This window comes from Microbacterium sp. TW_SC_2 (assembly GCF_055361165.1).
This window is the reverse complement of sequence record NZ_CM143952.1, coordinates 2541206-2561664: the sequence shown is the minus strand read 5'-3', so window position 1 is coordinate 2561664 and position 20459 is coordinate 2541206. Positions and strand designations below refer to the sequence as shown.

The 20459-nt window shown below is 69.6% G+C and carries 17 protein-coding genes and 1 tRNA gene; 13 read left to right on the top strand and 5 right to left on the bottom strand.

What is annotated here, in order from left to right:
* Positions 1-70 precede the first annotated feature (70 nt).
* Complete coding sequence (locus ACWA14_RS12400) at positions 71-1423, bottom strand: glucose-6-phosphate dehydrogenase (RefSeq protein ID WP_463793943.1); 1353 nt, start codon at positions 1421-1423, stop codon at positions 71-73.
* Between the two features lie 46 nt (positions 1424-1469).
* Between ACWA14_RS12400 and ACWA14_RS12395 the strand changes: the two genes are divergently transcribed.
* The 3 genes from ACWA14_RS12395 (at position 1470) to rplL (ending at position 4440) form a co-directional block, all read left to right on the top strand.
* Positions 1470-3263 (top strand): glycoside hydrolase family 15 protein, encoded by a 1794-nt coding sequence (locus ACWA14_RS12395; protein ID WP_463793941.1) that lies wholly within the window; start codon positions 1470-1472, stop codon positions 3261-3263.
* Positions 3264-3521: 258 nt separating this feature from the next.
* Positions 3522-4010 (top strand): 50S ribosomal protein L10, encoded by a 489-nt coding sequence (gene rplJ, locus ACWA14_RS12390; protein ID WP_045255761.1) that lies wholly within the window; start codon positions 3522-3524, stop codon positions 4008-4010.
* Positions 4011-4059: 49 nt separating this feature from the next.
* Entirely contained in the window at positions 4060-4440 is a 381-nt protein-coding gene (rplL, locus tag ACWA14_RS12385) for a 50S ribosomal protein L7/L12 (RefSeq protein ID WP_091226596.1), read from the top strand.
* A gap of 100 nt (positions 4441-4540) precedes the next feature.
* Here the strand turns inward: rplL and ACWA14_RS12380 are convergent, their stop codons facing one another.
* Positions 4541-5545 carry a LacI family DNA-binding transcriptional regulator gene (locus ACWA14_RS12380; RefSeq protein WP_463793938.1) on the bottom strand — a complete coding sequence of 335 codons (1005 nt, stop codon included), beginning with the start codon at positions 5543-5545 and terminating at the stop codon, positions 4541-4543.
* A 287-nt stretch (positions 5546-5832) separates the two neighbouring features.
* Here ACWA14_RS12380 and ACWA14_RS12375 point away from each other — a divergent pair, with 287 nt between their 5' ends.
* From ACWA14_RS12375 to ACWA14_RS12340, 8 genes are all read left to right on the top strand, one after another.
* Complete coding sequence (locus ACWA14_RS12375; RefSeq protein WP_463793935.1) at positions 5833-7161, top strand: ABC transporter substrate-binding protein; 1329 nt, start codon at positions 5833-5835, stop codon at positions 7159-7161.
* Between the two features lie 110 nt (positions 7162-7271).
* A complete protein-coding gene (locus ACWA14_RS12370; protein WP_463793932.1) occupies positions 7272-8609 on the top strand; it encodes a carbohydrate ABC transporter permease in 1338 nt (445 codons plus the stop codon).
* The gene (locus tag ACWA14_RS12365) at positions 8609-9577 is read left to right on the top strand and encodes a carbohydrate ABC transporter permease (protein ID WP_463793928.1); all 969 of its coding nucleotides are present in this window, start codon (positions 8609-8611) and stop codon (positions 9575-9577) included. Before ACWA14_RS12370 ends, ACWA14_RS12365 begins: the two co-directional genes overlap by 1 nt.
* A gap of 78 nt (positions 9578-9655) precedes the next feature.
* The gene (locus ACWA14_RS12360; RefSeq protein WP_463793927.1) at positions 9656-11044 is read left to right on the top strand and encodes a cystathionine beta-synthase; all 1389 of its coding nucleotides are present in this window, start codon (positions 9656-9658) and stop codon (positions 11042-11044) included.
* 74 nt (positions 11045-11118) lie between these two features.
* On the top strand, positions 11119-12273 hold the full coding sequence (locus ACWA14_RS12355) for a cystathionine gamma-synthase (RefSeq protein ID WP_463793925.1): 1155 nt from the start codon (positions 11119-11121) through the stop codon (positions 12271-12273).
* 202 nt (positions 12274-12475) lie between these two features.
* The gene (locus ACWA14_RS12350) at positions 12476-13834 is read left to right on the top strand and encodes a multidrug effflux MFS transporter (protein WP_463793923.1); all 1359 of its coding nucleotides are present in this window, start codon (positions 12476-12478) and stop codon (positions 13832-13834) included.
* A gap of 31 nt (positions 13835-13865) precedes the next feature.
* Positions 13866-14498, top strand: coding sequence for a phosphatase PAP2 family protein (locus ACWA14_RS12345; protein ID WP_463793922.1), 633 nt, complete (start codon positions 13866-13868; stop codon positions 14496-14498).
* Positions 14499-14520: 22 nt separating this feature from the next.
* Positions 14521-15123, top strand: a complete 603-nt coding sequence (locus ACWA14_RS12340) for an N-acetyltransferase family protein (protein ID WP_463793920.1) — start codon at positions 14521-14523, stop codon at positions 15121-15123.
* 89 nt (positions 15124-15212) lie between these two features.
* Here ACWA14_RS12340 and ACWA14_RS12335 read toward each other — a convergent pair.
* Positions 15213-15297 (bottom strand) — tRNA-Ser (locus ACWA14_RS12335).
* 141 nt (positions 15298-15438) lie between these two features.
* Here ACWA14_RS12335 and ACWA14_RS12330 point away from each other — a divergent pair.
* Positions 15439-16068 (top strand): hypothetical protein, encoded by a 630-nt coding sequence (locus ACWA14_RS12330; protein WP_463793918.1) that lies wholly within the window; start codon positions 15439-15441, stop codon positions 16066-16068.
* Positions 16069-16077: 9 nt separating this feature from the next.
* Positions 16078-16968 (top strand): oxygen-dependent tRNA uridine(34) hydroxylase TrhO, encoded by an 891-nt coding sequence (trhO, locus tag ACWA14_RS12325; protein WP_463793916.1) that lies wholly within the window; start codon positions 16078-16080, stop codon positions 16966-16968.
* 38 nt (positions 16969-17006) lie between these two features.
* On the opposite strand, the gene ACWA14_RS12320 is transcribed toward trhO, so the two are convergent.
* The gene (locus ACWA14_RS12320) at positions 17007-19271 is read right to left on the bottom strand and encodes a transglutaminase TgpA family protein (protein WP_463793915.1); all 2265 of its coding nucleotides are present in this window, start codon (positions 19269-19271) and stop codon (positions 17007-17009) included.
* The gene (locus ACWA14_RS12315; RefSeq protein WP_463793913.1) at positions 19258-20451 is read right to left on the bottom strand and encodes a DUF58 domain-containing protein; all 1194 of its coding nucleotides are present in this window, start codon (positions 20449-20451) and stop codon (positions 19258-19260) included. Before ACWA14_RS12315 ends, ACWA14_RS12320 begins: the two co-directional genes overlap by 14 nt.
* Positions 20452-20459 lie beyond the last annotated feature (8 nt).

Below are 20459 nucleotides of genomic sequence, written 5' to 3'. Positions count from 1 at the left end.
GGGCCGGGTCGCACAAAAAGGGGTGGGTCGGCAGAAAGGCAGCAAGTAGGGAGGTAGGGAGGAAGGCAGGTCAGCGGGGCGCGGGGCCGGCGGAACCGGCGGGATACTCCTCGAGCGGTACCTCGCCGCGCCGCCACGACTCGAGGATCGGTGCGACGATGCGCCAGCTCTGCTCCGCCGCGTCTCCGCGCACCGCCAGCAGGGGATCGCCGTCCAGGACGCCGGACAGCACCTCGGCGTAGGCCTTGAGCGCGCCTTCGCCGAGTTCGGCGGAGAGCGTCGCGCGCTCCAGCTCGAAGGGATCCTCCGCGGCGTTGAGGTTGAGTTCGAGCGAGATCCGGTCGGGCCCGAGCGAGAAGCGGAGGACCGCCCCCTCGGATGTCCCCGTCAGCCCCGTCGGCACGTGTCGGACGGGGCGGAAGTGCACGACGATCTCGGTCGCCGGTTCCCCGAGCGCCTTGCCCGAACGCAGGCGGAACGGCACCCCGGCCCACCGCGCATTGCGCACCTCGAAGGTCGCCTCGGCGAGCGTCTCGGTCTGCCGTGCGGGGTCGACCCCGGGCTCGTCGACGTACGACGGCTTGTCGACGCCCTTGATCGTGCCCGCGGTATAGCGTGCGCGGCGCGACGACGCCACCGGATCACCGCCCCAGACCGAGGTGGCACGCAGCACCGCACCGGTCGCGGCGCGGAAGTCGACCTCGTCGAGCGTGGCCGGCTCTTCCATCGCGAGCACGGCGAGAACCTGGAGGAGGTGGCTCTGGATCATGTCGACCAGCGCGCCCGCGGCGTCGTAGTACCCCGCGCGTCCCTCCAGGGCGAGGGACTCGTCGTAGACGATGTCGACCGCGGCGATGCTCTCGGCCGACCAGAGGGGTTCGAGGATGCGGTTGGCGAAGCGCGCCCCGAGCAGATTCAGGGTGGTGGACCGCCCGAGGAAGTGGTCGACGCGGAACACCTGGCTCTCCGGGACGAGCGCGGTCAGCGTCTCGTTCAGTGCGCGAGCGCTGGCTTCGTCGGTGCCGAAGGGCTTCTCCATCACGAGCATCGCGCCGTCCGGCAGCATGTCTGGTGACATCGCCGCGATCGAGGCCGCGGCGATCGCCGGCGGCACGGCGAAGTACAGGGCCACGTGCCCGCTGCACTCGGCCAGCAGCGGGCGCAGGTCGTCGGCGCGCGTGATGTCCGTTCGGCGGTACGCGACCTCCACGCGGGATGCGGCGTCGTCGGCACCCATGGTCGCGAACGACGCGCGGACGACGGCGGCGAGGTCGGCGTCCGTCCACTCCTGCCGGTCGACGCCCACGATGCGCACGGCCCGCGACGGCTCTCGCGTCAGCAGCTGGCCGAGAGCGGGGAGGAGCAGGCGGGAGGCGAGATCGCCCCCGGCCCCGAAGATCACGAGCGTGGTCGGAGCGGTCATGTGCCCACCGTAACCTCTCCACAGCCAGGCATGTCAGAGTGGAGTGATGCCCGCACCCATCGAGGACTATGCCCTGCTCAGCGACTGCCGCACCGGAGCGCTGGTCTCCCGCGACGGAAGCATCGACTGGCTCTGCCTGCCGCGCTTCGACGCGCCCTCCCTGTTCGGTGCTCTCCTGGGGGAGCCGAGAAACGGATGCTGGAGCCTGCGTCCGCTCGATCGGGAAGCGACACCGCATCGCCGGTACGTCCCGGACACGTTCATCCTGGTCACCCGCTGGGAGACCGCGACCGGGGTCGCGGAGGTGCACGAGTTCATGCCGCAGCATCCGACGCGTGCGGCGGTCGTGAGACGGATCGTCGGCGTCTCGGGACGGGTCGAGTTCAGCACCGAGCTGCGGCTGCACTTCGACTATTCGCGCCGATTGCCCTGGGTCCGCCAGGTCGGCACGCCCGAGGACCCGGCGCTGCGGGCGACGGCAGGGCCCGAGGCCGTGATCGTGCGCGGGGTGCGGCTCGTCGCGGAGGATCACGTGCACCGGGGCACGTTCTCGGTCGGGCCGGACGAGGTCCGCGACCTGACGCTCAGCTGGTTCCCCTCGCACGAGCACCCGCCGACGCCGCTGGACGTGGACGGGGAGTACGCCGCGACCCGGTCGTGGTGGCAGGGGTGGGCGAGCGGCATCGCGCACGACGGCCCGTATCGCGACGAGGTCGTCCGCTCGCTGCTGGTGCTCCGGGCCCTCACCAACAGGGACACCGGCGGGATCGTCGCCGCCGCGACCACCTCGCTGCCCGAGGAGTTCGGCGGGTCTCGCAACTGGGACTACCGGTTCGTGTGGTTGCGGGATGCCGCCCTGACGCTGGAGGCACTGATCGCCCACGGCTTCCTCGCGGAGGCGCATCACTGGCGACGCTGGCTGCTGCGGGCGGTCGCCGGAGAGCCGAGCGAGGTGCAGATCATGTACGGCATCGCCGGAGAGCGCGACCTGGTCGAGCGCGAGCTCACCAGCCTGCCCGGCTACGACGGCGCGGCGCCGGTGCGCATCGGCAACGGCGCCGTCGACCAGTACCAGGGCGACGTGATCGGCGAGGTGCTGGTGGCGCTCGAGGCGGCGCGGATCGCGGGGGTGGAGGAGGGGAGCTTCTCGTGGCCCCTGCAACGGGCGCTCATCGAGCATGTGATCGCCTCGATCGACCGCCCTGACAACGGCATCTGGGAGATCCGCGGCGAGCCGCAGTGGTTCACGCACTCGCGCGTCATGATGTGGGCCGCGGTCGACAGAGGTGTTCGCGCTGTCCGGGAGCACGGTCTCTCCGGCGACGCCGACGGCTGGGAGCGGGTGCGCGAGCGACTGCGCACCGAGATCGACGAACGCGGGGTGGATGCCGAGCACGGCTACTTCACTCAGCACTACGGGTCCGCCGAGGTCGACGCGTCGCTGCTCGTGCTTCCGCAGGTGGGGTTCTGCGCGGCCGACGATCCGCGGATGCTGCGCACCGTGGAGCAGATGGAGCGCACATTGCTCCGCGACGGATTCCTGCTGCGGTATCGCACGGAGTCGGGGGTGGACGGTCTCGCCGGAGACGAGCATCCGTTCATCGCCTGCAGCTTCTGGCTGGTCGAGCAGTATGCGGCGACCGGTCGCCTCGACGAGGCCCGTGATCTGATGGCGCGACTGATCGCGATGACGAACGATCTGGGACTGCTGTCCGAGGAGTACGACGTGCCGCACGCGCGGCAGGCGGGCAACACGCCTCAGGCGCTCTCGCACCTCACCCTCATCCGCGCAGCCGACGCCCTCGCCGGGCACCGGGGGAGGGCGGCCGACCGCCGCTGACCCGGCCGACCGTCGCCGGCCCCTCCACCACCGATTTGGGCCTCGGTGTTCCGTGGGGTACCCTGAGAGCAACCGAAGACCGCTGGTCATCGTCGTGCGCGAGAGTGCATGGTGATTGAAGCTCTGCATCGCAGGGGCCCGCGCAGGACACGAACTTCTCAAAGCTCCGTGCGCTTGCGCCGGAGCTTTTCTGTTGCAGCGAGGTCGAGGTCGGCGCCTCGCCACCGTGAGGCGCCTCGTACACACCAAGGAGTGACCATGGCGCAGAAGGATGCATCGGTTGCCGAGCTCACGAAGTCATTCGAGAACTCGTCCGCCGTTCTGCTGACCGAGTACCGCGGTCTGACGGTTGCCCAGCTCAAGGAGCTGCGCAACAGCATCCGTCAGGACGCTGAGTACGCCGTGGTGAAGAACACGCTGACCAAGATCGCCGCCAACAAGGCTGGCATCACCGCGCTGGACGACGACCTCAAGGGTCCGTCTGCCGTCGCGTTCGTGCACGGTGACTTCGTCGCCACTGCCAAGGCTCTTCGTGACTTCGCCAAGGCCAACCCGCTTCTCGTGATCAAGTCCGGCATCTTCGAGGGCAACGCCCTCTCTGCCGACGAGGTCAACAAGTACGCCGCGCTCGAGAGCCGTGAGGTTCTGCTGGCGAAGGCTGCGGGCATGATGAAGGCGACGATGGGCAAGGCTGCCGCCACCATCGATGCTCTTCGCGAAAAGCTGGAGACCGCCGAGGCCGCGTAAGCGACCTGACGTTCTCGTTCAACAAACCCCATCTATTAGGAGATACATCATGGCTAAGCTCACCACTGAGGAGCTGCTCGAGCAGTTCGCCGGCCTGACCCTCGTCGAGCTCAACGACTTCGTCAAGGCGTTCGAGGAGAAGTTCGAGGTCACCGCTGCTGCCCCCGTCGCCGTCGCCGGTGCGGGTGGCGCAGGCGCTGCAGAAGAGGTTGAGGAGAAGGACTCCTTCGACGTCATCCTCGAGGCTGCCGGCGACAAGAAGATCCAGGTCATCAAGACGGTCCGCGAGCTCACCTCGCTCGGCCTCGGCGAGGCCAAGGCTGTCGTCGACGGTGCTCCCAAGGCCGTGCTCGAGGGCGCGAACAAGGAAGCCGCCGAGAAGGCCAAGGCTGCTCTCGAAGAGGCCGGCGCGACGGTTACCCTCAAGTAATCACGCTTCAGCGTTCTTCACGAAGGCCCCGGGTTCACCCCCGGGGCCTTCGTGCGTCTGCGGGGGACCGCGGGGATGCCGTCCGTCCGGGGCGCGATCCTCAGCGCGGCGCGGCGGTCGAACTGCGCACGACCAGCGTGGAGGCCGCCGCGACGTGCTCGAGCGGGGCGTCGGGGTCGCTCATCCGCAGGGTCAGGAGGCGCACCGCCTCGTCCCCCTGCTCCCGCGGCGACTGCCCGATCGTCGTCAGGGCGAACATCTCCGCATGCCGGTGGTCGTCGATGCCCACGACGCTGAGTTCGGACGGTACGGCGATCCCGAGGCGACGGGCCGCGATGATCGCGCCGATCGCGGCCTCGTCGCACACGCCGACGATCGCCGTCGGACGATGGCGGCGATCGCCCAGCAGCCCGGCGGCGGCGGCGTACCCGCCCGGCATCGTGGGGGCGGCATCCGCCACCCGGAGGCGGGCGGAGAGGCCCGCCGACGTCAGCGCGTCCTGGTAGCCGTGAAGGCGTCGCGCGTCGCCGACGCTCGTCTCCGCGATATCGGTCTGTCCGCCGACGAAGGCGATGTCGGTGTGGCCGAGCTCGATCAGATGCTCGGACGCGATGCGCGCGGCGGCGGCGTCGTCGATGGACACGGAGCTCGATCCCTCGCTGTACGGTCCGACGCTGACGAGCGGACGCCCGATGCGCTGCAGCTGCTCGAGCTCGAGCGCGCTCGGCTGGATGTCCACGGCGATGATGCCGTCGTACCGGCGGCGGGGGAGCACGCTCTCGAACAGCCGGTGCCGGGTCTCCGATCCCTCGGGGATGCCGTAGAGCGACAGATCGTAGTCGCGGGCGAAGAGGGCGTCCTGCACACCGGCGAGCAGCTCGGCGAAGAACCAGCGGTCGACGGAGGGCATCACGACGGCGACGGTCTGGGTGCGGCCGGTGGCCAGGCTCGTGGCGGAGGAGTGCGCGATGTACGACAGGGCGTCGGCGGCCTGCGCCACGCGCTGGCGTGTCGCCTCCGCGACGTAGCCCCGCCCGGTCAGTGCGCGACTGGCCGTGGCTTTCGAGACCCCGGCGCGCGCCGCAACGTCCGCGATCGTGCTCATCGGTCCTCCTCGACCCGCCCGGCGCCCGGCGCCCGCGCTGTCGACGATGCGACAGGCGGGAGTCAGCGTAGCTTGTCGGCGGCGAAAAGGGAACCGGTTCCACAGCCTAGAAGTGGGAGCGCTCCCATCCGCGGTGCGGCGGGCGAGGCAATGGTTGCGAGCTTGTGATCTTCGCTGACTTGTGCGGGGTGCGGAGAGGCAAGTAGGTTTGCCTGGAATCGGTTCCCCAATGGATGCGGCGATGCTCCTCCGGGTGAACAGGTGAACCACCTCAGAGGAGAGAACACATGGCTTTGTCACAGCGAAACCGCCTTCTCGCTCCCCTCGCTTTCGTCGGAGTCGCAGCGTTCGCGCTGGCCGGCTGCGCCGAGGGCGGGAGCGGCGACAGCGGAGGCGGAGAAGGAAAGACGACCGTCCGGATCTCGGGCGGCATCACGGGTGTCGAGGCTGACGACCTGAACGAGTCGTTCGCCGCCTTCACCGAAGAGACCGGCATCAAGGTCGAGTACACCGGCGACAAGTCGTTCGAGGGCAACATCGTCACGAAGGTGACCGGTGGTGACGCCCCCGACATCGCGATCGTGCCGCAGCCGGGTCTGCTGAAGACCCTGGTCGACACCGGCAAGGTCATGGCCGCCCCGGAGGCGGTCGAGGCCGCCGTCGATGAGAACTGGTCCGAGGACTGGAAGAAGTACGGCACGTTCGACGACACGTTCTACGCGGCGCCGATGCTCGCCAACCTCAAGGGCTACGTCTGGTACTCGCCGTCGAGCTTCGAGGAGTGGGGTGTCGAGGTTCCCAAGACGTGGGACGAGATGATCGAGCTCACCGACACGATCGTCGAGAAGACGGGCCAGCCCGCCTGGTGCGCGGGCTTCGCGTCCGACGCGGCATCCGGCTGGCCGGGCACCGACTGGATCGAGGACCTCGTCCTGCGCCAGTCCGGTCCGGAGGTCTACGACGACTGGGTGGCCGGCGACGTCAAGTTCACCGACCCCGAGATCAAGGACGCGTTCGACGCGGTCGGCAGCATCCTGCTCAACCCGGAGTACGTCAACGCGGGCTACGGCGATGTCAAGAGCATCAACGCCACGGCCTTCGGTGACGTCGCGGCGGCCGTCGCGGACAAGAGCTGCCCGCTGACCCACCAGGCGTCGTTCCTGTCGGCGAACTTCCTCGACGTGCAGACGGCGGAGGGCGAGACCCCGACCGTCGCGCCCGACGGCGACGTGTACGCCTTCGTCCTTCCCGGCCTGACCGAGGGTGAACTGCAGATCGAGGGTGGCGGCGAGTTCGTCACCGCCTTCTCGGACGACGAGTCCACGGTCAAGGTGCTCGAGTTCATGGCATCGCCCGAGTTCGCGGATGCCCGCGTCAAGCTCGGCGGCGTGCTGTCCGCCAACAAGAACGCCGACCCGACGCTCGCATCGAGCGAGTTCCTGCAGGAAGCGATGGTCATCATGCAGGACGAGTCGACGGTCTTCCGCTTCGACGCCTCCGATCTGATGCCGTCCACCGTCGGACAGGGTTCGTTCTGGAAGGGCATGGTCGACTGGATCGACGGCAAGGACACCGAGACGGTGCTCTCCGACATCCAGGCGGGCTACGAGAACTGATCTCGCCGCACGCACATCGTTGAACCGAACGGGGCCGGGCTCTCGAGCCCGGCCCCGTTCCCCCCATCCACACCGCTCGGGTACGAAGCCGTACTCAGAAGGGGACTTCCATGTCGCAACTGACAGTCGAGCAGCCCGTCAAAGCCGACGCCCCCGTGACGACTCACGGAGCAGATGAGAAGGGCCGCCGACTCACCCGCATCGTCGTCGTGGTCGGTTTCGTGCTCCTCGTCGCGCTGGCGTTGGGGCTCGTCTTCACCACCTCCACCGAAGAGTCGGCTCGCATCACGATCGGCTTCTCGCTCAACAGCTTCTTCGTCTGGCTCGGCGGGATGTCTCCGCTCGTCCAGATCCCGGCGGTCCTGCTCGCCTTCGGCGTCGTCGTCGTGGTCGTGCTGGTCCTCATCGAATACGCACCGCGTGCCGGCCGCGGCTACTTCATCATGCGCCTGGCCGCGTGCCTCGTGATCCCGGTGCTCGCGTTCCTGCTGCTGCGCCCGTACGCGAACGCCGTCCTGTACGTCGTCGCCATCGCGCTGCTCGTGGGTGCGCTGCTGTTCTTCGCCGACTACCGCTCGCGCCAGGGAGCCGGCTACCTGTTCCAGCTCGTGCTCTTCATGGCCCCGGCCGCGACCATGCTGATCCTCGGCCTCATCTACCCCGCCATCTCCACCATCTTCAAATCGTTCTTCGACAAGACCGGTGCCGAGTTCGTGGGCCTCGAGAACTACTACTGGGTGTTCACCAACCCCACCGGTACCGCGTCGGTCATCAACACGATCCTGTGGGCGCTCCTCGCCCCCACGATCTCGGTCGTGATCGGTCTCGCCTACGCCGTCTTCATCGACAGGGCCCGGGGCGAGAAGTTCCTGAAGGTCCTCGTGTTCATGCCGGTCGCGATCTCGTTCGTCGGCGGCGGCATCATCTGGAAGTTCATGTACGACGCCCGCCAGGGTGACCAGATCGGTCTTCTGAACGCGATCGTGACCGGGTTCGGCGGCGACCCCGTGCAGTGGCTCGCCGTGAAGCCGATCATCAACACCCTGATGCTGCTGGTCGTGTTCATCTGGATGCAGACCGGTTTCGCCATGGTGATCCTCTCCGCGGCGATCAAGGCGGTACCGATCGAGCAGATGGAGGCCGCCGAGCTCGACGGGACCAACGCCTGGCAGCGGTTCCGGAACGTGACGGTGCCCGGCATCCGCTCCTCGCTGATCGTCGTGCTCACGACGGTGACGATCGCCTCGCTGAAGGTCTACGACATCGTCGCCGTCATGACGGGCGGCCGCGACGACACCACCGTCCTCGGATTCGAGATGGTGAACCAGCAGCAGCGGTTCCAGAGCTACGGACACTCCTCGGCGCTCGCCGTGGTGCTGTTCCTGTTCGTGCTCCCGCTGATCATCTACAACGCCCGATCCTTGGCCAAGCAGAGGGAGATCCGCTGATGAGCGCGACACAAGCAGTCGTCGCCGACACGCGCACGAAGCGCCAGGTCGAGCGAGACACCCGACGCAACGAGGCGATCGCGCACAAGAAGCTGACGTCGAAGGGCGCGACCATCGCGGCCGTCATCATCGCCATCTTCTGGACGATCCCGACGTTCGGACTCTTCGTCACCTCCTTCCGCCCCGGAGCCGACACGCAGACGAGCGGCTGGTGGACGGCGTTCTCGAACCCCGAGTTCACGCTCGACAACTACGTGGAGGCGCTGAGCGCGGGAGGCACGTCGACCACCCTCGCCTCGGCGTTCGTGAACTCGCTGGCCATCACGATCCCGGCCACGGTCTTCCCGATCGTGCTCGCATCACTGGCGGCCTACGCCTTCGCGTGGATCGACTTCAAGGGTCGCAGCATGCTGTTCGTGTTCGTGTTCGCGCTGCAGATCGTGCCGATCCAGATGGCCCTCGTGCCGCTGCTCAGCCTGTTCTCCGAGGGTCTGACGATCAACGACGTCCCGATCTTCCCCGGCTTCGGACTCAACGAGGTGCAGTACAGCTTCGCGCGGGTGTGGATCGCGCACGCGATCTTCGCGCTGCCGCTGGCGACGTTCATGCTGCACAACTTCATCTCCGACATCCCCGGTGAGGTCATCGAGGCGGCACGCGTGGACGGGGCCGGCCACGGCCAGGTCTTCTTCCGCATCATCCTTCCGCTCGCGATGCCCGCGATCGCGTCGTTCGCCATCTTCCAGTTCCTCTGGGTGTGGAACGACCTGCTCGTGGCGACCATCTTCGCCTCGCCCGGCGCGCTGCCGATCACGCAGGCGCTCAACTCGCTGTCCGGGACCTGGGGCAACCGGTGGTTCCTGCAGTCCGCGGGAACGTTCATCTCGATCATCGTCCCGTTGATCGTGTTCTTCGCGCTCCAGCGGTTCTTCGTCCGCGGTCTGCTGGCCGGAGCGACGAAGGGCTGATCCCATCCCTCGACGGACGGATGCCGCGGTGGCTGTCGTACTGGCCCGCCGCGGCATCCGTCGTCGTACGCTGAATCCATGAAGTACCAGGACTCGATCGTCGACCTGATCGGCGACACGCCCCTCGTGAAGCTCCAGCGCGTCACCGAGGGCGTCGAGTGCACGGTACTGGTCAAGCTGGAGTACCTGAACCCCGGCGGATCGGCGAAGGACCGCATCGCGACGCGGATCATCGACGCGGCCGAGGCGGCGGGTCAGCTGAAGCCCGGCGGCACGATCGTCGAACCCACCAGCGGCAACACCGGTGTCGGGCTGGCGCTCGTCGCCCAGCAGCGGGGCTATCGGTGCGTGTTCGTGGTTCCCGACAAGGTCGGCGACGACAAGATCGACGTGCTCCGCGCCTACGGTGCCGAGGTGGTGGTCACCCCGACCTCGGTCGCCGCCGACAGTCCGGAGTCGTACTACAGCGTGAGCGACCGGCTCGCCCGGGAGATCCCCGGCGCCTTCAAACCCAACCAGTACGAGAACCCGAACGGGCCGCGCAGCCACTACGAGACCACGGGACCCGAGATCTGGCGAGACACCGAGGGGCGCGTGACGCATTTCGTCGCGGGCGTCGGCACCGGGGGCACCATCACCGGTACCGGCCGGTTCCTGCGGGAGGTCTCGGAGGACCGGGTGCGCATCATCGGGATCGACCCCGAGGGAAGCGTGTACAGCGGCGGCACCGGGCGCCCCTACCTCGTCGAGGGGGTCGGCGAGGACATCTGGCCGGGCTCCTACGATCCGACCGTGCCGCACGAGATCGTGGCCGTGGACGACGCCGAGTCCTTCGCGATGACGCGTCGGCTGGCTCGAGAAGAGGGGATCCTGGTCGGTGGATCGAGCGGGATGGCCGTGGTCGGCGCGCTCCGCGTCGCTCGTGAGCTGCCGGCGGATGCCGTCATGGTCGTGCTGCTCCCCGACGGCGGGCGCGGGTACCTGAGCAAGATCTTCAACGACGGCTGGATGCGCTCCTACGGCTTCAGCGATGTGGACGAGGGGGAGAAGGTCGCGGATGTGCTCACGGAGCGCGCGCGGCGTCACGCGCAGGAACCCGGCGCCCGGCTTCCCGACCTCGTGCACGCGCACCCGACCGACACGGTGCTCGACGCGATCGGGATGATGACCGAGTACGCCGTGTCGCAGCTGGTCGTGCTCAGCGCCGAGCCTCCGGTCATGATGGGCGAGGTGGTCGGCGCCGTGAGCGAGAAGGGCCTGCTCGACCTGGTCTTCCGCGGCGAGGCGAAACCCTCGGATGCCGTCGGCATGCACGCGGGGGAGCGCCTGCCTCTGATCGGTCTGCACACCCCGCTCGCACAGGCGCGCGCTGCGCTCGCCGACGCGGACGCCCTGCTGGTCACGTCGGCGGGCCGACCGCACACGGTGCTGACCCGGCAGGACCTCCTCGCGTACCTGTCTCGCTGAGGCACGCCGCCGCCGTGGGACGCGCGGCGTAACAGGCGCGGACGCCGGGGCGGCGCCGGTCGTAGGCTGAGGACATGTCCGAGCATGCCTTCGCCACCCGAGCCATCCACGCAGGTCAGACGCCCGATCCGATCACCGGGGCGATCATCCCGCCGATCTACCAGGCCTCCACGCACGTGCAGGACGGCATCGGCGGTCTTCGCGAGGGCTATGAGTACAACCGCTCGGGCAACCCGACGCGCTCCTCGCTCGAGACCCAGATCGCCGCGCTCGAGGGCGGCGCGAGCGCCCTCTCCTTCGCATCGGGCCTCGCCGCGGAAGACGCTCTGCTGCGCGGCATCCTGAAGCCGGGGGATCACATCCTCCTCGGCAACGACGTCTACGGCGGCACCTACCGGCTGCTCACCAAGGTCCTCGCGCCCTGGGGGATCGAGACGACCACGGTCGAGCTCGGCGATGCCGACGCGATCCGCGGGGCCCTCCGCCCCTCGACGAGGATCATCTGGCTGGAGACGCCGAGCAACCCCCTGCTCAAGGTGGTCGACATCGCCCGGACCGCGGAGATCGCGCACGACGCCGGAGCCATCCTCGTCGTCGACAACACCTTCGCCTCACCTGCGCTGCAGCTGCCGCTCTCGCTCGGCGCCGATGTCGTCGTGCACTCGACCACCAAGTACCTCGGCGGACACTCCGACGTGCTCGGCGGCGCCGTGGCGTTCCGCGACGACCGCTTCCACGATCAGGTCAAGTTCCAGCAGTTCGCCGTGGGTGCCGTGTCGGCCCCGCTCGACGCCTGGCTCACCACGCGGGGCATCAAGACCCTCGCTGTGCGGATGCGGCAGCACTCCGAGAACGCGCAGGCGATCGCGGAGTGGGCCGCTGCACGCCCCGAGTTCGAGGCGGTGTTCTATCCCGGTCTCGCCACGCACCCCGGGCATGAGGTCGCCGCGGCGCAGATGAGCGGCTTCGGCGGGATGCTCTCCCTGGCGCTCGCCGGCGGTGCGGCCGCCGCGCACACCCTCGCGGAGTCCACGGAGATCTTCCAGCTGGCGGAGTCGCTCGGCGGGGTGGAGTCGCTCATCGGCTATCCGGCCGAGATGACCCACGCCTCGGTCAAGGGGACGCCGCTCGCCGTGCCGGAGAACGTCATCCGCCTCTCGGTGGGCATCGAGGATGTCGCGGACCTGATCGCGGACCTCGAGCAGGCGCTCACCCGCGCCGCACGCTGACCCCCGCCCTCGCTGCTGGCGGGTGGTGTCGCCCCGCACCGCGGGCGGATGCTCTTCTGACCCCGCACCTGCGAGGGGGACGCGGGGTGGGCGCGCCGGGAGGCGAAGTCGCGGTGGCGCGAGGGAGGGGCGGGAGTAGCATGGAACCTTCCCCGCTCGAATCGATTCGAGCCCGCCTCCCCTGAATTCCGGAAGGACCTCTGTGTCCGACGCGCCCCGCACCGCCTCCACGCCGATCCCGCCGTCCGAACGCACGGCGACCGGCAGCATCCGCATCCCCTCCGCGACGGGAGCGATCCGCACGCTCGGATCGAATCCCGCCACGGCGCCGATCATGCTGCACCCCGGCGACGCGATCCCGAACCGTCGCCGCGTGCTCTACATCGTGCTGCTGGGTGCGCTCACCGCACTCGGTCCGTTCACGATCGACCTCTACCTGCCGGCCTTCCCGGTGCTGGAGGAGGACTTCCAGACCACGGCGGCCGCGATCCAGCTCACGCTCACCGGAACAATGATCGGTTTCGCGATCGGTCAGCTCGTGGTCGGTCCGCTGAGCGACAAGGTCGGGCGCCGCATCCCGCTGATCATGGTCACGGCGCTGCACGTGCTCGCGAGCGTCGCGGCGGCCTTCGCCCCGAGCCTCGAGCTGCTCAGCGTCACGCGCGTGCTGATGGGGGTCGGCGCGGCGGCGGGCGGTGTCGTGGCGATGGCGATCGTGCGCGATCTCTTCGGCGGCCGTCGGCTCGTGGTGATGCTCTCGCGGCTCGCACTGGTGTCCGGCGTGGCCCCGGTGGTCGCGCCGCTGATCGGCGCGTGGCTGTTGACCCTGATGCCGTGGCGGGGCATCTTCGTGGTGCTCGCGGCCTACGGCGTCGTGATGCTGGTATCGACCGTGATCTTCGTGCCTGAGACGCTGCCGGCGGCGCGACGCGGCGGCGGCGGCGCCACCGTGCTGCAGCGCTATCGTTCCGTGCTCTCCGATCGTGTCTTCCTGGGCGTCCTGGTCATCGGCGGGATGACCTTCTCCGGGCTCTTCTCGTATCTGTCGGCCTCGCCGTTCCTGTTCCAGCAGACGCACGGCCTCGACGCCCAGCAGTACGGTCTGCTGTTCGCGGTCAACTCGCTCGGCGTCGTCGTCGGGGTGCAGACGGCGTCGCGCCTCGCGACACGCTTCGGTCCGCAGTGGGTGCTGGCGTACTCGACCTCGGTGCTGCTGCTCGCGGGCATCGCGATCGTCGTGACCGACCAGCTCGGCCTCGGCCTGTGGGGCACCGTCATCCCGCTGTTCGTGTTCATGACGGCGTGCGGCTTCACGTTCCCGAACGTGCAGGTGCTCGCCCTCGATCGGCACGGCAAAGCGGCCGGCACCGCGGCGTCGATCCTCGGCGCGACCAACTTCGGCGTCGCCGGACTCATCTCCCCGGTCGTCGGATGGATCTCGAAGGACGCCGGGATCACGGCCACGACCATGGCCTCCGTCATGGTCGGATGCGCCGCGATCGGCCTGCTCTCGCTGTGGCTGATCGTGCGCCCCCGCACCGTCGGCATGCTCACTCCCTGAGGAAGGGGCGATCATCCGTCAGAATAGGACGATGAACCGACGGATGCTGCTGTGGTGGGGGGTGGCGTGCCTCGTGCTCGCCACCGGGCTGGGCGCGCTCGTCGCCTTCGGATTCGACACGACGCCGGGCTTCGACTCGTGGTGGAACGATCTCGTCGCCGGCATCCGCTCCGACGGGATGATCGCGTTCGCCTCGGTGCTCAACGCGGTCGGCGGCGGGTGGATCGCCATCTACGCGATCCCGCTGCTCGTGATCATCGCCTTCCTCCTCGCGCGCCGGTGGCGCACGGCCGTCTTCGTCGCCGTGTGCTTCCTGGGGAGCGCGGCGATCGTGCAGGTGCTCAAGCACGTGTTCGGCCGTGCCCGGCCGGAGGATATGCTGGTGGCCAGCGACTTCGGCTCGTTCCCCTCCGGCCACGCGGCCAATGCCGCGACGATCGCCGTGGTCGCGTGGGTGCTGTTCCCGCGGGTCTGGGTCGCGGTCGTCGGCGTGCTGTGGATCATCGCGATGGCGCTCTCGCGCACCTTCCTCTCGGTGCACTGGGCCAGCGACACCCTCGGCGGCGCCCTCGTGGGCATCGGTGTGGTGCTGATCTTCGCCGCGTGGTTGCTGCCCTGGGTGCAGCGGCGTCGGCACGCGGTCCCGGCCGCGCCGATCAGCTGAGACCCCGTCCCGAGGAGATCCCATGTCACGCATCCGTCCCTATCGTCCCTCCGATCGTGCCGCGCTGTCCGAGGTGTGCGTGAGGACCGCGGATGCCGGTGCCGACGCCACCGGCATCCTCTCCGACGATGATCTGTGGGGAGACCTGTTCGCGGTGCCCTATGCCGAGCGCCATCCGGATCTCGCCTGGGTCGTCGAGACCGATGACGAGCGCGTGATCGGGTACCTGGTCGCGACCGATGACACCGACGTGTTCTACGCCTGGTTCCGCGACGAGTGGTGGCCCGCGTTCCACGAGCGCTTCCCCCGGCCCCCGTCGCCCGCGACGCGCGAAGAGCACCTGATCGCCTACGGATACGGCCGAGTGCCCGGGGCCGAGCCGCTGGCCGCGGACTACCCGGCGCACCTGCACATCGACCTCCTGCCCGAGACGCAGGGGCAGGGCCTGGGGCGGAAGCTCATCGAGACCCTGTTCGAGGAGCTCGCACGACGGGGCGTGACCGGGCTGCACCTGGGCATGGATCCGAAGAACATCGGCGCTGCGGCATTCTACGAGCGCCTGGGGATGACCCCGCTGCCGACGGCGCCGGGCGGTCAGAGCTTCGGCGTGCGCTTCGACGGCTGAGACCGGGCGTCCTCCTGCGGACGAGGACACCTCCCCCGAGGAGGAAACAGAAGGGCCCCCGCAGATGCGGAGGCCCTTCTGGTTATCGGCGGTGACGGCGGGATTCGAACCCGCGGTTGCTTGCACAACACACGCTTTCCAAGCGTGCTCCTTCGGCCGCTCGGACACGTCACCAGGAACAACCTGTCCATCTTATCCGATCGTGCAGCTCCTCGATGACACGCGCGCCTCCGGTCGCCGCCCGTCGAGTGCGGTCTCACCCCGGAACCGGGGGTTGAGAGCGTCTCGCATGACGTCGTACAGTCCTCATGCGAGGTGTGGGCCTCGCATGCGCTGGGGCGGGTGCGGGAAGGAGCGGATGTCGTGGTGGGTGGGCAGGTGGAGTCGGCGACGCTCCTTCCCGGATCGCGGTGCTCCGCCACCCCGTGGCTCGTCGCGCATCCTTCACTGACTCGCCGGTGGTGGCGGTCGCTCGAGCGCGATCTCGCCGCGACCGATGGCGTCGAGCCGCCGGTGCGTGTGCTCGACCCGCTCGCGGTGTGCCGGCGCATCTCGGTGTTCTTCGGACTCGACGTCGACACCGACGTGCGCCGGTGGCGGATGAGCCGCGGTGGCCTGTGCTGGAGCGACCTCCGCGGCGAGCCGCCCGCCGCCGAGGGCGGAACCGTGATCAGAAGGGCTGCGGCGGGTCTCGCTCCGCGCGGCTACGACGCCGCCTCGTTGCTCTGCCATGCGCTGGCCGTGCCGGAGGTGGCCGAGCAGGTCGCGCACCGGTTCCGCGGCGTCCTCGACACCGACGACGGTGTGGTCTCCCAGCTGCACGTCCTGTCGGTCCTGCTGACGCGCGCCGACGCCGGTGAGCATCCCACGCTCGTCGCTCCGATCCATCGGCACGTGGATCGGCTGATCGGCCGACCCACCCTCCTCCGTCCGACGACCGCGTAAAATCGCCAGGTGGCAACCCCCAAGATTGTTCTCTTCTACGCCTTCGCCCCTCTCGCCGATCCGGAGGCCATCCGGCTCTGGCAGCGAGACCTCGGTGAGGCACTCGGCCTCCGAGGGCGCCTTCTGATCTCGAAGGACGGCGTGAACGGCACCCTCGGCGGCGACCTGCCGGCCGTGAAGAAGTGGCTGCGGTCGTTCCGCTCCTACGCGCCCTTCGCGAACGCCGACATCAAGTGGAGTGAGGGCACCGGCCTCGATGCAGACGGGCGCAGCCTGGACTTCCCGAAGCTCAGCGTGAAGGTGCGCGACGAGATCGTGTCGTTCGGGGCACCGGGCGAACTCCGCGTCGACGAGCACGGCGTGATCGGCGGAGGAGCACGGCTCACGCCCGACGCCCTGCATGAGCTGGTGCAGCGCCGCGGTGACGAGGTCGTGTTCTTCGACGGCCGTAACGCGCTCGAAGCCCAGATCGGGCGCTTCCGTGATGCCGTGGTGCCCGACACCGAGACGACCCGCGACTTCGTGCGGCTGCTCGACTCCGGCGCCTATGACGATCTGAAGGGCAAGCCGGTCGTGACGTACTGCACCGGCGGCATCCGCTGTGAGGTGCTCTCGAGCCTGATGACGGCGCGCGGCTTCGGTGAGGTGTATCAGCTCGAGGGCGGCATCGTGCGCTACGGAGAGCAGTTCGGCGATGACGGCCTCTGGGAGGGGTCGCTCTACGTGTTCGACAAGCGCGGGTCGGTCGATTTCTCCGACCACACCGCCGTGATCGGGACGTGCGCCGGCTGCGGAGTGCCGACCAAGCGCACCGCCAACTGTCCCGACCTGTCGTGCCGAGTGCAGTCCGTGGTCTGTGCCGCGTGCGACAGCGTGGCCTGCGCGCAGCACGCGGCCTGACGCCGTCCGCGATCCGAGCGTCAGCCGCCGCCTCCACCTCAGACGGTGGTGGGGGAGCGGCTCCCGCGCGCGAGCACGAGCGAACGCGGCAGCAGGAGGGAGCGCGCCTGCGTGACACGATCGCTGCGCCGCAGCAGGCCGCCGATCACCGCGCGCAGCGGGTCGGCCAGGTCGGCGGGATCGCCGCTCCCGCGGGCGTAGTTCGAGCGCTCGACGGCGTCGACGAGCTGCCGCACCGCATCGGCATCCACCCCATAGCGCGCCACCAGCAGACGGCCGCGCCCGCGCGGGGTGTCGGCGTCGGACAGCGGCACCTGCAGATCGATCAGGGTGTCGCGCAGTTCCGCCCACGCGGCCGCCGCATCGCCCTGACGTGCCCGACGCAGGCGTGTCGCGCGCTCGATCACTCGGATCGCCGCGGGAAGCAGCAGCAGCACCAGCACACCGATGACCGAGAGCACGACGGGCGTGGGGTCGAGGCGGCGCAGCTCGCCGTCCGCCGTGGTCGCGTCGCCGGTGTCGCCGCGGTCCACCTCGGGCGCGGTCGTCTGCTCGGACTCGGGCGCGGTGGTCGGTGCGGGGGAGGAGGGATCGGTGCTTCCCCCACCCTCGATCGCGGTCGCCTGGAACTCGGTCGGCACGCCCAGCGAGGCGGTGGGCTCGAAGGGCACCCAGCCGACGCCGGGGAACAGCACCTCCGGCCAGGAGTGCAGCTGGTCGCTCGAGACCGAGAAGATCGACTCGTCGCCTCGCCGCTCGGTCGTCAGGGCGCCGGGGAGGTAGCCCACGACGATACGGGTCTGCATGTCGAGGCTCTGTGCCATGAGGGCGAAGGCACCGGCGAAATGCACGCAGTAGCCGGAGCGCTCGTCGAGGAACTGGGCCACGGCGTCGGCGCCGGTGCCGTCGAACCCCTCGTCGACCGGCGTCTCCAGCGAGTAGGAGAACGAGCTGCGGAACCACGTCTGCAGAGCCACCAGTCGGTCGTAGTCGGTCGACTCCTCCGCGGTGACCTCGGCGGCGAGCTCCCCGATGATCGGGGGCAGCTCGACGGGGTCTCCGCCGTCCGGGAGCGGAGCGGCGGCATCCAGCGTGCGGATCTGCTCGAGGGTGGGGGCCACCGTCGTCGAGGTCACCGTGTAGTCATTGCCCGCGGCCTCCGCGTCGCGAGCGAACAGGGTGCGGTTCTCGGGCATCACCCGCCACGCCCCGGAGACCCCCTGCACCCGCGTCGCCGGATACGGCAGCGGAAGCCAGGAGCTCGACATCCGGAGCACGCGGATCGACGTCGTCTGCTCGTCGGTCGCGATCTCCGCCGACCAGTCCGGGTCGCCGAATCCCTCGCTCTGCCGGTTGAGGTCACCACGATCGGGCTGCCAGATGCGGCCGTTGAACTGCGAGAGGGTGGTCAGGCGCAGGTACGGCGCCACGTCGCCTTCCGTCGCGACGGTGAGCACCTCCACCGGGTTCGGCTGCCGCAGGTCGTCGCCCAGACGCAGCGAGGCATCGACCGTGGTGCCGACGCCCGCGCCGGCCAGACCTGCCGCCACCGGGAGCGCCGGGGCGATGATCACCGACGCGGCGACGGCGGCAGCCCCCACGCCGGCGGCGACGGCGAGAGACGCACGCCGCGGGGAGAGCGGATGCCGCCCCGCCGTGTACGAGAACAGCACGAGCGCGAAGACCGCGAGCAGCACGAACCACACCACGTGGGCATCGCCCATCGTCACGATCATCGGAATGGCGCCCACGGCTCCGGTGAGGACCAGCGTGAGCACCGCGGAGCGCAGCGCGATGAACTGATCGATCAGCAGAGCGACGAGAGCGAAGCCGAACCCCAAGGTCGCGGCGAGACCGAGGGACGAGTCCAGCGGAGCCGCGCCGAAGACGATCTCCTCCCACGCCGAGGCGGCGAGCGCGGCGAACACCGACAGTGTCGTGGGAGTGGGGAGCAGCCCGAAGACGGCCGTGTCGCCGGCGACCAGCAGGGTCACGACGGCGACGACGACGGCCGCCTGGACCAGGAACGTGGTGAGATCGCGGACCCAGGCGCGGCGACGACGCAGCAGGAACCGCATCGCCGCTCCGGTCGCGGCCGTCGCGATGATGACGGCCACGACCACGAGCGACCACGTGCCCGGCTCGATCACCGACGTGAACGGCCACATCGCGAGCAGCCCGGCGACCGCGGCGAGCGCGGCCGGGGCCAGGACGCCCTCCGGCTGCTCGTGCTCGCGATGCCATGGCACGCGCACGGCGGCACGGGCCCGTCGCCCGGACGGGCTCTGCTCAGCGCGGAACATCACCGACTCCGATGGTGCGTTCGGGGAGGGCGTCCTCCCAGGCCGCGGCGACGTCGGACCCGAGCCGGGTCACGCCCCAACCCTGCCGACGGGCGGCCGCTTCGGCTCCCGGGAGCGGCTCCGTGGCGAACAGCATCGCGGCGGCGGCCCCGGAGGGGCGCAGCAACGCCGCGTCCTCTTCGTCGATCCGTCCCGTGATGTAGACGAGCGGTCCGGGAGGAGCGCCACCGATCAGGGTCGCGAGGTCGCGCGCATCGCCGCGCGGGGCGACCATCGCCAGAGCGACGAGGAGCCCGTCCCGGTCATCCTCGTGTCCGCGCAGCGCGCCCAGCAGCGCTCCCGTGCTGTCGATGACGTCGACGCCGTAGCCCTCATCGGCCAGATGGATCGCGATCGACGCGCACAGCGAGACGGCAGCTTCGAAATCGCTGTCCTCCCGTGCCCCCGCCGTTGCCCAGTGAGTGCTGCTGCGGTCCAGCACGACGAGGGCGTCGGGGCTCGACTCCTCCTCCTCCTGACGCACCATCAGCTGTCCGCGGTGCGCGGTGGCCCGCCAGTGGATGCGGCGCATCGAATCGCCCGAGAGATACCGACGTGGGGAGAGGTTGTCGCTGCCCTGGCCGAGGCGGGACACCGAGGTCTGCGCGGTCCCACCCGCGGCGCCGACCTTCACGGTGAGCGCGGCGAGGGTGCGGACCTCGGGCACGACGGTCACGGTGCGATGCTCGCCGAACTCCTGTTCCCGCTGAGCGAGTCCGAAGGGGTCGACCGTGCGCAGGATCAGCGGGCCGACGGGCCAGACGCCGCGCCGCACCCCGGTGATCAGATAGCTGAGGCGGCCGTTCTCGGGCGGATACTCGCCGCTCGAGTCGCCCACGACGGCATCCGGCAGCACATCGTGCCAGAGCGCGTGCGGCACGCGGATCGCGCGCAGCGCGAAGCGCACCGTGACGCGCGACGTCTCGGCGACCGTCAGCAGATCGGTGGAGATCTGCCGCGACACCGTGCCGCTGCGGCGAGGCAGATGCACCACGAGCAACGCGAACAGGGTGAGCGCCGCGAGCAGCACCCCCAGGTAGAGCAGGATCGGCGCCGCCAGCAGGTTCGCCACGACGAGGCAGCACAGGGCGGCGATCAGCGCACCGGTGCCGCGCGCCGTCAGAGCTCGTCGTCGCCTCATGATCGGTC